Source organism: Neiella holothuriorum (assembly GCF_019457915.1).
In the GTDB taxonomy this organism is placed as follows: Bacteria; Pseudomonadota; Gammaproteobacteria; order Enterobacterales; family Neiellaceae; genus Neiella; species Neiella holothuriorum.
The window spans coordinates 1-11,281 of sequence record NZ_JAHZSS010000034.1 but is presented as its reverse complement, the minus strand read 5'-3'; the positions used below and the strand labels follow the sequence as shown (position 1 = coordinate 11,281).

The window sequence follows — 11,281 nt, the reverse complement described above, 5'->3', positions numbered from 1 at the left end:
GCTGGGGTACCTGGATTTGAACCAGGGAATGGCGGCATCAAAAGCCGCTGCCTTACCGCTTGGCGATACCCCAACAATCATACAAAATGGTGCGGAAGGAGAGACTTGAACTCTCACACCTTGCGGCGCCAGAACCTAAATCTGGTGCGTCTACCAATTCCGCCACTTCCGCGTGCATTCATTTTGTATGGTGGCTATGGCGGGACTTGAACCTGCGACCCCAGCATTATGAGTGCTGTGCTCTAACCAGCTGAGCTACATAGCCATCTTCTTTCCCAACATCCTCGGTATGACCCTTGGCGTTGGTGGCGCGTATTATGCGAATCGAAGGGGGTGTCGTCAAGCCCCTTTTTAAGCAATTTTTCTGGTTGCTCATGAATTAAGCAAAAATCGCTAAAAGAGTACGCATTTTCGTCAAATGAGATTGTTAAATACAAGAATTGATCAAAACGTAGGGGGAGGTGAAACAAGCCCGATACAATCGGGCCTGCTTAAATCGCGCCGAACAGGGGCGTTTAGATGGCGCCGTGGGTTTCTTTTTTAGCGCTGGTGGCGTTTGCCTGCATTTCTTCTAGCGGAATAAATGGGAAATTAGGCGCGTAATCTTTCAATTCAAAATACGCGGTAGTGACTTTGTCTCCGGCTGACAGGCCTTTAAAATCACTTTTTTCCAGACGTAATTCTTCGGTCAGTTGGGCCCAAACCATGGCATCCCAAGGTAGCAAGTAGCCACTTATACCTGCTACTTCCACTTTTGCTTCTGTATGAGCATTGGGCGCCAGCAGGAAAATACTGGCATCGGGGGCTAGGTCTGCGCCATAGCGTTCAATCAGCAATTGGATGTCTGCCACGGCATCAAGTCCACCCACTAACATTTGCAGTTTGTCTTCATTGGCTAACAGCACAACATCGCGAACCAGTGATGTTGGCGGCTTGCGGCGACCAGAAGCGTCGGCAACCTCGCCATCAATGAGAACCAATTCGCCACGGTAGGCTTGCATGCCATTGCTAGCAACGGCTTTGAAGTTTGTATTAAAAAGCACGCCTTGTGCTTCGTAGGTATCCAACAGCATGTTTTGCTCCAATTAAAATTCATCTCATTGACTGGAGTGCAAAACTTGAACCACGACCGCTCAGTTTAAAATTGTTTTAATTAACAGTGGGTAAGGTTTTTTTAGTGTGATGTTCTATGTTGGGTGCGACACAGTGTGTCGTCTTTGCCACCAACAATTGCAGTGATAATGAGTCGCCTTCTAATTTATTAGCTATCGTGGTTAATAATGGATTAACATGCTGATAGTCTCCCTACCTGATATGAAAGCTTCCAATCAGTAAGCTGTTTTTTGGAAAAATGCTATGAAACGCGTGACCGTTCTTTACTACACAGAATCCGATCTTCGATTAAGCGATGAAGTGTTGGTGTTAAATACGAGCAGCTCTGGCCGAGTGATTATTCCTGCTGAATTCAAACAAGATAAGCAAATTATCGCGGTGCTAGAGGGCGAATGCCGGCTACTGAATCGGTTGGGGGAGCGGGTATTCCCGAAGCATGTCGACATGGTACCCAGCGATGCACAAAAGCTCGACTGGGACTAAATACTGCATCTAACGGCAATAAAAAAGGCTACCCATTGGTAGCCTTTTTTGATGCTTAAACGATTAAACGTTAAAGCGGAAGTGAATGACGTCGCCGTCTTTACAGGTATAGTCTTTACCTTCCAGACGCCATTTGCCTGCGTCTTTAGCGCCGTTCTCACCGTTGTATTCAATGAAATCATCGAAGGCAACAACTTCGGCACGAATAAAGCCTTTTTCAAAGTCGGTATGGATTTTACCCGCAGCCTGTGGCGCTGTGGCGCCAACCGGAATTGTCCAAGCGCGAACTTCTTTCACGCCGGCGGTGAAGTACGTGTGCAGGTGCAATAACTCATAGCCACCACGGATCACACGGTTTAAGCCCGGCTCTTCTAAGCCCATATCGGCCATGAATTCTTCAAGCTCTTCGGCTTCTAGCTCGGCCAATTCTGATTCGATCTCGGCACAAACCGGAACCACAACGGCATTTTCTTGAGCTGCAATCTCACGAACCACATCCAGATAAGGATTGTTTTCAAAGCCATCATCATTCACGTTGGCAATGTACATGGTTGGCTTAATGGTTAAGAAGTTCAGGTAGTTGATTGCGGCTTTTTCTTCTTTGGTCAACTCAAGCGAGCGAATCATTTCGCCTTCTTCGAGGACAGCTTGAATGCGCTCTAAAATCGGCAATTCAAATTTGGCGTCTTTATCGCCACCTTTGGCTTTTTTAAGGTTGCGCTGAACGGCACGTTCACAAGCTTCTAAGTCAGAGAGTGCGAGCTCAGTATTAATGACCTCAATGTCTGATGCTGGATCGACTTTGCCATCAACGTGAACAATGTTTTCATTTTCAAAACAGCGCACAACATGACCAATTGCGTCGGTTTCACGAATGTTGCCGAGGAATTTGTTACCTAAGCCTTCACCCGTTGATGCGCCTTTTACCAAGCCAGCAATGTCCACAAATTCCATGGTGGTTGGCAAGATCTTTTGTGGGCTCACGATCGCCGCGAGCTGATCTAAACGTGGATCAGGCACAGGAACCACACCAGTATTTGGCTCGATGGTGCAGAACGGGAAGTTAGCGGCTTCGATACCCGCTTTAGTTAATGCATTGAAAAGAGTCGATTTACCAACATTTGGTAAACCAACAATGCCACATTTAAATCCCATAACAGGTTCCTTAATTGTTCGGTTGAAAGGCTTTAACAGCCTAAAAGCTAAGTTGCTTTAAAGCTATGTAGCCGGTTCATTGCTTTGGCGAGGCCATCTTTAGCAATGATATCGAAGCAGCGAGCGGCTTCATCAATAGCAGCTTCTATCGCTTGTTGCTGCGCTTGCGGGGCTTTACCAAGAACATAACCACTAACACGATTTTTATCGCCAGGGTGATCAATACCGATTCGCAAACGCAAAAAATTCTTGTTGTTGCCCATTTTACTAATAATGTCGCGCAAACCATTGTGACCACCGTGACCGCCACCGCGTTTGAATTTAGCAACGCCAGGGGGCATATCCAGCTCATCATGGGCCACTAAGATTTCTTCTGCTTCAATCTGATAAAAGCGGGCTAGGGCTGCAACAGCCTGACCACTACGATTCATGAATGTTGTTGGAACAAGCAGGCGGAAATCGGTGCCATTGTGCTGAATGCGGGCGGTATAGCCGTGGAATTTGGCTTCCGGTTTGAGCGTGACGTGGTGGATGCGGGCAAGCTCCTCCACAAACCAAACACCCGCATTATGGCGGGTGTTGGTATATTCGGGGCCCGGATTTCCCAGGCCCACGATGAGTTTAATTGAATGGTCCATAATAAAGGACTGTCAATCTTACTCTGCGTCGCCTTCAGCGGCTTCGCCTTCAGCTTCTTCTTCGTCAGAACCGCCTTTACCAGCAGTGATACCAACAACAGCCAAGTCGTGAGACTCACCTTTTGCCAGTTCAACAGACTCAACGCCTTCTGGTAATTTGATTTCTGACAGGTGAATCGTTTGACCGATTTCAACGTTAGCCAGATCAACTTCGATGTACTCAGGCAAATCAGCTGGCAGACAAGAAACCGCAATTTCATTGGCCAAGTGGTTTACAACACCGCCGTTCTTAACTGCTTCTGCTGTATCTTCGTTTAGGAAGTGAACAGGTACAGTTGTAACCAGCGCTTGAGTTGCATCAACGCGCAAGAAGTCTAAGTGAGTGACTTTTGGCTTGAACGGGTGACGTTGCATATCTTTTAGAATTGCTTGTACTGAAGTACCGTCAATGTTCAGGTTGATAACTGAGCTGTAGAAAGATTCAGATTCTTGAATTTTCAATACTTTGCTGTGCTCAAGAGTCAATGCTTGTGGCTCTTGGCCGGCACCGTAAAGGATTGCAGGAACTTTGTCTGCGTGACGAAGGCGGCGGCTCGCACCTTTCCCTAGGTCGTTACGGACTGCTGCATCCAGAGTAATTTGATCAGACATGTGTCGTCTCCAATAAAGTTAATGATGTTGGTTTTTGCGACCAAAACCAACGCAAGTAAAAGCACCCTGTTTTCAGGGGCGCGGTATTCTATCTCGCAGACAAGGCCGTCGCAAGTGGCCGACCAATAAAAAGTCAAATAGAGGGCGGAAACGCTCTTGCTTCATCGCCCCCACATCACCGCGCCCACATATCGAACGTGACATGTCCTATCAATTTGCTGGCGGCAGCTTCTTGCATGCCACATCGCCATTCGTGCGCTGATTTGTTTGCGATTTTGTTAACAACTCATGTCGAAACCTGCCAATTGTGGAGCAAATTATTAGAACCCGTGGAGTTCTAGCGGGGTCTGTCGTTGCGCCCTTTCAGCTACTTATTGGCGCGCGTACCCTTGGCGCTCATAGAGATAGCTTGCCTGCTGAGTGTTAACGGTTGTGGTCATGGCTGTAAACCTCGAGGGGAAATGACGATGGAAAAAGAGAGCAAGATGAGCGTGAACAACAATATTTGGAAAATCGGATTAGCAGTGTTGCTTGGGGTTAGCTTAACGGCATGCAATATCAGTGAAGATGAAGACGACGATAGCAGCACCGGTTATGGCTATTTTAGATTTGCCAATCTGGTTGCTGGTTCATCAGATATTGAACTGGTTATGGACGATTCATCGTTTGCCGAAATTGGGTTTGCTGAAGCAAGTGAATTAGAGGCAGTGACAAAAGGCAGTTACGACTTAGAGTTCAACCAAATTTTGCCTAACACCGACAATGACAATTTTATTGACGACAGTGATGTCACCATCAAAACCGATTATATCTATTCCTACCTGTTATACGGCGACGACCCAGACGCCCCAGAAGCGCTGACCATTCGAACCGATGTGGATGATTTATATGATGACGATTATGACGATGGTCAGGCCCGTTTTCAGTTTTTCCAAGCATCGAGTGATTTAGCGGATGTTGATATTTATCTCGTAGAGGAGGGCGATGACACGCTCAATCAATCGGTCTACACCTCATTAAGCTACATGAGCGAATCAGAAGAATTCGATCATGATGAAGGCATCTACAAAATCATTGTCACCGAAAGTGGCAGCGATTCAGTGCTTATTGAAGCCGACAACATTAGCATCGAAGAAGCCAACGCTTACGTCTTCGCGTTAGTCAGCTATGACATCGCCAACAGTGATTCGCCGCGTTATGCATTAGTGGTGCTCGATAGCAGTGGCGCAAGAATGGTGACCAATGATGCGCAAACTGCGGTTGTTCGCATTAATAATGCCATGGCCAATACCGATGGCATCGATGTGTACCAAACCAAAGGCGATGATTTAACCCTCGTTGCTAGCGACCTCTATTTTGGCGAGAGTTCAGACGGCTATGAAATGGATATTAGCGATGTTGATGACGGCGATAATGTCACCTTCTATATCTATGATGCCGGTGCAGATATTGAAACCGATAGCGCGCTCATTTCGGATGACTATGATGTGGAGCCTGATTCGCAGCGAATGATTGTTCTAGCGGGTGATCGCACCGACGATGTTGTGATGGCAAGCGGCGAACAAGATCTGAGTATTCAAAAAACGCATGCCAAGCTGATTTTTACCCATGCCATTGATACTGAGTCCTCTGACTATTTAGAGATTGTGGTGGTTGAAGACGGCGGCGATCCGGACAACTACAACACCGCGGTCACCCTTAGCTATTTAGGCTCTGAAGAATATGAAATTGAGCAAGGTGATTACCAAGTCTATGTGTATCGTGAAGATGATGGTGTTTGGCTCGCTGAGCTGAACCTAAATAATCTAGAAGAAGCCGATGTGGTGAGCTTAACGGTGACCGAAAGCCAATACGGTGGCACGCCTTATGAAATCCAAAAAGTCGTTTATGACTGATGGGTAGAGGCTGTTTCGGTAGCCTCAACCCCTTTGATGCCGCAATAAAAAACCATGCCGCTTAGTTCTCAATGAGCGGCATATAAAGGTTTTAAAACGGCGGCTTTATTCATTGCAACAAGGTGATTATCAGTAAAAAGTAAATTGTCATTCAAACAACGGGCTGTTTTTTAGAAGGGCACCTAAGCTTATTCTTAGCTAACTCGCTCTTCCCATTACTTTTTAGCCTGTGAATCTGATGATGAAATCGACAACTCTGAACGCTGCTGTAATCTCGGCAACTATTTTCTCGGCCACCACCTTACTAACAGCATGTGCTCAGCACGCTGAAACTACCGAAAGCGCCACACTAAATACCGAGCCGCCAGCGCCCCATCAACAAGTGCCGCCAGCTAGTTACCAACAAGTGTTGGCTGACGATGTTGACTGGCAGAAACTCAATCCTGCGCGCGGTGATGCCAGTCCTAAAGCTGGCACATTATGGGGCGATCGCAACGGCACCAGCGCCACTGGTTTTTTATTTAACCCCGTTGATGGTTTTGAGTCGCCGCCACACATTCATAATGTCAGCTATCGTGGTGTGGTGATCCGTGGCGAAGTGCATAACGATGACCCTAACGCTGCACAACTGTGGATGCCCGCAGGCTCGTTCTGGACTCAGCCAGCGGGCGAATCTCATATTACCGCGGCTAAAGGCGCCAATACCTTAGCCTACATTGAAATTGATAGTGGCCCCTACTTAGTCAAGCCCACCGCACAAGCCTTTGATAATGGTGAGCGGCCAGTCAACCTTGAGCAATCAAACCTCGTTTGGCTAACAGCTGACAAGCTCGAATGGGTGCAGCTTAATGGCAACAACGCCGCGCAGGTGAGTTATTTGTGGGGCAGCACCGAGCCGAATCAATATCGTGGCATGTTGCTTAAATTGCCTGCTAATTTTTCTGGCCAGATATTGACCAACGCTAACGAGTTTAGAGCTGTAGTGATTGCCGGTCAGCTAGCGTACCAGACGCCATTACAAGCAGAAGACACTTCATTAACTGAAGGCAGTTATGTGAGTTCAAGTGGCGCAGCAAGCCACACGCTAAAATCGCGCAGTGAACAGCCAGTCACCTTGTATGTGCGAACCAACGGTGAGCTAACCTTGGTAGCGAATTAGCTAAACCAATGCTGTGGAAATACAAGCGAATCCATGGAGTTGCTTTTTATAGGCTTAATTTGCTCACTCACTAACCGTGTTTAGGCGAAATGATTTGCTCCTTTTAGGTCTCATTTTGGTTCTTAGGTCCCTGTTTTGTGATTGCTTTCACTGGTAGAGTTCAGATGCTGATGGCCATTAGGTGTGGCTAAGATTTTTCTGCGGCGGAAACAGGGCTTCATTATCAAAGCGCTACTCATTCTCTTGTCTATTGTGTTTGCTACATGCTCGTTTGCAGAGGATGTGGTGAAACTATCGGCGCCGTTAACCAAAGGCCAGAAATATGTACAGTACAAGCGCCAAGTACTTGAAAGGGCGCTTGAGCTCAGCACGCCGGAATTCGGCCCTTATGTGATTCATGTTTCTGACTTACAAATGAAGTCCAGGCGCGCGTTGCTTGCGATGCAAAGCGGTGACATGGTGAATGTTGCGTCTTTGGCTGCAAATAAGAAGTGGGATCAGCTGGCGACGCCAATACGCGTTCCTGTTCGAGGCGGGATGGTCAGTTATCGACTTTTGTTGGTAAATAAAGAAGATCTTTTCAGGTTTGGCAAAATCCATAGAGCGCAAGAGCTTCGTGAATTAACCGCCGGTACCCAAGATCACTGGACAGTAACAACGCTTCTCAAAGCCGATAACTTTAAACATATAAGTGCCAATAATTTTGATGGCATGTTTTCCATGCTTTCCAATCGCCGTTTAGATTACATTCCACGAGCGATTTATGAGATTTTTGAGGAATACCAAGCATTAGCCGCAGAAAAAAGCTCTATTGTAATTGAGCCTTCAATCGCGATGTTTATACCCATGGTAAGTTATTTTTATGTGACGCCAACGGAAAAGCGGTTAGCGCAACGACTTGATCTTGGCATGAAAAGACTCGCCAATAGCGGCGAGCTAAAAGAAATTTTTACCGATTATTTTGGACAAGATATTGTGAAAGCTAACTTTGAGCACCGCACAATCATTGAGGTACAAGATAATTACTTTCTCTCTCAACTGCCATATTTCACCAGTAATATGCTGTGGTCAATTGACTCCTTTCAAACATCCAAACGCTCAACCCGCAAGAGATAATCCAAGCATTTTTCGTCATCTTGAATAAATGTCTAAGCTACATTTTTATTGTGTTTTTGAAGGATGTCCATGCAGTAATTCAACGACAAACCTGTCTTAGCTCGGAGTAATTTCGCTGCCTTTACTCGATCGCCACCTAACATTGCAGAATGAATTTCTTCAGTGAATTGTTGAGACCAATCAATATCCTTTTGAGGTAAGAGTTATTTTAGTGTTGCATCAATTTCAGACAACTTGACCATGATAAAAAAGAAACCCATGCAAATTGCGAAGTTGACTAAGTCGTTCCAATCCATGTGATTAGATCCGTTGTAGTCTGATGCCGCAAGTATGGGTGAAGGCTTACCGCTTACCGCGATGTACTCTTTGTCGGGAGGAGCGCAGCGACGAGTTAGTGACTTGCATTGTTATAGTTCATATGGATAAGAGGAAACGGGTTTCCTTGCCCATCCAAGGGAGAGCGCCCAGCCTTCACAAAGCCGAGATGCTCATAGAACGCCAATGCACTTGAGTTTTGCTCATTCACGTCGACTTTTGTTGCTCTCAACTGTTCTACAGCATACTCAACCAGCCTCTTTCCGAATCCTCTGCTCATAAACTCAGGCGCGATAAACAACATTTCTATGTTGTTCTCTGCGACACCAATAAACCCGCCAATTACTCCGTTATTACTTTTGAAGCATCGAAGCTCAACAGCATCAAAATAGTGTTTCAGGATAAGCGGCTTGAGTTCAGCGATGTTCTTTTCAGGTAAAAAGTCGTGAGTAGCTCTGACCGAGGCCTCCCAAACTTCGATTAGCCGCTCATAGTCAGCCTTCGTGGTCACCTCAATGCTCATATCGACCTCATGTAAATAGAATGCCACGTTGAAAGGCAAATAATATGTTGGTTAAAATCTGTGAGGACCGAGCATCTAGCCAACGTTAATACGTCCATTCCCTTTATCATCTTGCTATGTTTTTTACTCGCCAAGCCATTTAAATTTGGCATCTTTGATTATTTTATTGAATTCAGCCTGTGTGATTTTGTCGTTATCTAAATCATCTTCTGCTGTCCAAGCAATCTTCTGATATTCGTATTCTATAGCGGCAAGAATATAACCGAGCTTTCTTTCGGTGATGTTTCCCTTATGGAAGTGCTGCATCGCTAATTTCTTATTCCACGACTTTCCTTCTGGAGGTTGTGGTAACGTATAATCAAGGGTAAGAAGCCTTTCATCTGATATTGAGAGGCCTTTTGCTAATGAATCTTTGGCGCATTCATAAAGCAAATAATCAATAGAGTCTTGAAGGCCATAAAAATGCCAGTCAAAACCAGCATTACAACCTCCCACAATTTTTCCTCTTTGTCAGTAATATGTATGGTCCTTTCTGCGCAACCTGAAAGGCAAAATAAGGCCACGGTTATCTTAAACAAATTTAGATACATCAATTAACTCTTATGAATGAATAAATCTTTGCATGCGGGCGATCTTTAGCGAGTCCGAGCCAGAGTTTTTCGCTGGCGCTTTTGTTGAGCACTTGTAAAATTGCAATCACTACGAGTTCGGCAGCAGAATGGGCACTTTAAATTTTATACGGCTTACTGAACTGCTTTGATTAGACGACTGATTTATAGATGATACAGATATTGCACCTACATTTTTGTCGCCCTCTGACGTTTCACTTGATTCGGTAACAGAAACTGCAACGTCAAATTCAACATCTTGTAGGGGGATGCCGGTATCCGAACAGAAGCTATTGTCCACTTCCCCTCTAGTGACACAGTTCTAAAGTAGAGTTTTCCAGTTTTGCTCGGTAGGCTGCTGGAGGCAGATTACCGAGACTTTCATGTGTTCGCTCTTCGTTGTAATCCAGCAGCCAGACCCAAGCCATGTCTTGAACCTGCTCTAAGTTGTCGAACAGGTAAGCATCTAAAAACTCTCGCCGGAACGAGCCGTTGAACCGTTCAACAAAGCCATTCTGCTGTGGTTTGCCTGGCTGGATGTAAACCAGCTTGATGTGGTGCGCTTCGCACCAGTCGGTTAGTCGCGCCGAAATAAGCTCTGGGCCATTATCAACGCGCAGTTGTTTGGGTAAACCGCGCTGAATTTTAAGTTGCTCAAGTACACGAACCACACGCTCAGCAGGAAGTGACGTATCCACTTCAATGGCCAAGCACTCTCGGGTACCTTCGTCCACCACATTCAAGGTGCGGAAGCGTTTGCCGCAGTACAGTCCATCGTGCATAAAATCCAATGCCCATTGGTGATTGGGTTTGGCCTGAACTTCTAGTGGCTGAGCAATACGTTTGGGCAGCGCGCGCTTGGTGCGGCGCTTGAGGTTCAAGCCCATTTGGCAATACACCCGATAGACCCGCTTGTGGTTAAACCGGTGGCCTTTGTAGCGCATTCGGCCAAAGCATTTCCAGAAGCCCGCCCGAGGCGATTTCTTTAATTCTGCGTTGAGCGCATTAATGACAGCAGCATCCTTTTGCCGCCAATCGACTTCAGGTCGGTAGTAGCTTGAGCGGCTGATATTGACGAATTTACACGCCTTGAGCACACTCAAACCAAAACCAACCAATGATTGGGCACAGTCTTTTTTCGCTACTGTCACCAACCCTTTTTTGCGAATAATTCCTTAATCGCATGATTTTCTAGGCTGACTTCAGCAAACATCTTTTTGAGCTTGGTATTTTCTTCTTCAAGCTCTTTGACGCGTTTAAGCTCAGATGCATCCATGCCACCGTACTTGGATTTCCATTTGTAGTAGGTGGCGCTGCTCATACCGTGCTTTCGGCAAATATCTTCGATCTTCATGCCTGCATCCGCTTCTTTCAAAATGCTGACAATCTGGGTTTCCGTGAATCGTGATTTTTTCATCGTTGTCTCCTGCGTTTATCATTGCAGAAAACTCCAATTAGATCTGTCTCAGCTTAGGGGAAGTGGACACTATAACCAGAAGCTCTGGGGGATCCCCTCATAATTTAGGCATTCCTGTTTGATGAACCAGCCTGATGTAATGCCCAATTGCCCAGCGTATATCTGCGCTGCTGATTGGGTAATCCCGCCATCGTTTTCTTACCTCCCG

11 protein-coding genes and 3 tRNA genes are annotated in these 11,281 nt (G+C 46.1%); 4 read left to right on the top strand and 10 right to left on the bottom strand.

What is annotated here, in order from left to right; genetic code table 11:
• Nucleotide 1: 1 nt before the first annotated feature.
• The 4 genes from K0504_RS18060 to K0504_RS18045 form a co-directional block, all read right to left on the bottom strand.
• A tRNA-Gln gene (locus K0504_RS18060) sits at nt 2-73 on the bottom strand.
• 14 nt (nt 74-87) lie between these two features.
• Nucleotides 88-172, bottom strand: a tRNA-Leu gene (locus tag K0504_RS18055).
• Nucleotides 173-188: 16 nt separating this feature from the next.
• Nucleotides 189-265 (bottom strand) — tRNA-Met (locus K0504_RS18050).
• 250 nt (nt 266-515) lie between these two features.
• On the bottom strand, nt 516-1,073 hold the full coding sequence (locus K0504_RS18045; protein ID WP_220105560.1) for a hypothetical protein: 558 nt from the start codon (nt 1,071-1,073) through the stop codon (nt 516-518).
• Nucleotides 1,074-1,356: 283 nt separating this feature from the next.
• On the opposite strand from K0504_RS18045, the gene K0504_RS18040 reads away from it, so the two are divergent.
• Nucleotides 1,357-1,596 (top strand): TIGR02922 family protein, encoded by a 240-nt coding sequence (locus K0504_RS18040; RefSeq protein ID WP_220105559.1) that lies wholly within the window; start codon nt 1,357-1,359, stop codon nt 1,594-1,596.
• 63 nt (nt 1,597-1,659) lie between these two features.
• Here the strand turns inward: K0504_RS18040 and ychF are convergent, their stop codons facing one another.
• Genes ychF through K0504_RS18025 form a run of 3 tightly spaced genes read right to left on the bottom strand, consistent with a single transcriptional unit; the run spans nt 1,660 to nt 4,040 of the window.
• The gene (gene ychF / locus K0504_RS18035) at nt 1,660-2,751 is read right to left on the bottom strand and encodes a redox-regulated ATPase YchF (RefSeq protein ID WP_220105558.1); all 1,092 of its coding nucleotides are present in this window, start codon (nt 2,749-2,751) and stop codon (nt 1,660-1,662) included.
• A 47-nt stretch (nt 2,752-2,798) separates the two neighbouring features.
• Nucleotides 2,799-3,389, bottom strand: coding sequence for an aminoacyl-tRNA hydrolase (pth, locus tag K0504_RS18030; protein ID WP_220105557.1), 591 nt, complete (start codon nt 3,387-3,389; stop codon nt 2,799-2,801).
• 18 nt (nt 3,390-3,407) lie between these two features.
• Nucleotides 3,408-4,040, bottom strand: a complete 633-nt coding sequence (locus tag K0504_RS18025; protein WP_220105556.1) for a 50S ribosomal protein L25/general stress protein Ctc — start codon at nt 4,038-4,040, stop codon at nt 3,408-3,410.
• A gap of 467 nt (nt 4,041-4,507) precedes the next feature.
• Here K0504_RS18025 and K0504_RS18020 point away from each other — a divergent pair, with 467 nt between their 5' ends.
• The 3 genes from K0504_RS18020 to K0504_RS18010 all read left to right on the top strand — a co-directional run bounded on the left by K0504_RS18020 (nt 4,508) and on the right by K0504_RS18010 (nt 8,210).
• Nucleotides 4,508-5,935 carry a DUF4397 domain-containing protein gene (locus K0504_RS18020; protein WP_220105555.1) on the top strand — a complete coding sequence of 476 codons (1,428 nt, stop codon included), beginning with the start codon at nt 4,508-4,510 and terminating at the stop codon, nt 5,933-5,935.
• Between the two features lie 238 nt (nt 5,936-6,173).
• Nucleotides 6,174-7,094 carry a DUF4437 domain-containing protein gene (locus K0504_RS18015; protein WP_220105554.1) on the top strand — a complete coding sequence of 307 codons (921 nt, stop codon included), beginning with the start codon at nt 6,174-6,176 and terminating at the stop codon, nt 7,092-7,094.
• A 183-nt stretch (nt 7,095-7,277) separates the two neighbouring features.
• Nucleotides 7,278-8,210: a hypothetical protein gene (locus K0504_RS18010; protein WP_220105553.1), complete on the top strand. Its 933-nt coding sequence runs from the start codon at nt 7,278-7,280 to the stop codon at nt 8,208-8,210.
• A gap of 391 nt (nt 8,211-8,601) precedes the next feature.
• Here the strand turns inward: K0504_RS18010 and K0504_RS18005 are convergent, their stop codons facing one another.
• The 3 genes from K0504_RS18005 to K0504_RS17995 all read right to left on the bottom strand — a co-directional run bounded on the left by K0504_RS18005 (nt 8,602) and on the right by K0504_RS17995 (nt 11,073).
• On the bottom strand, nt 8,602-9,048 hold the full coding sequence (locus K0504_RS18005) for a GNAT family N-acetyltransferase (RefSeq protein ID WP_220105552.1): 447 nt from the start codon (nt 9,046-9,048) through the stop codon (nt 8,602-8,604).
• A gap of 123 nt (nt 9,049-9,171) precedes the next feature.
• Nucleotides 9,172-9,543: a hypothetical protein gene (locus tag K0504_RS18000; RefSeq protein ID WP_225918226.1), complete on the bottom strand. Its 372-nt coding sequence runs from the start codon at nt 9,541-9,543 to the stop codon at nt 9,172-9,174.
• A gap of 421 nt (nt 9,544-9,964) precedes the next feature.
• Nucleotides 9,965-11,073, bottom strand: a protein-coding gene (locus tag K0504_RS17995; RefSeq protein ID WP_220105551.1) for an IS3 family transposase whose coding sequence is annotated in 2 segments (ribosomal slippage) — nt 9,965-10,830 and nt 10,830-11,073 — 1,110 coding nt in all. Because the reading frame shifts where the segments join, the coding sequence is not laid out codon by codon here.
• Nucleotides 11,074-11,281 lie beyond the last annotated feature (208 nt).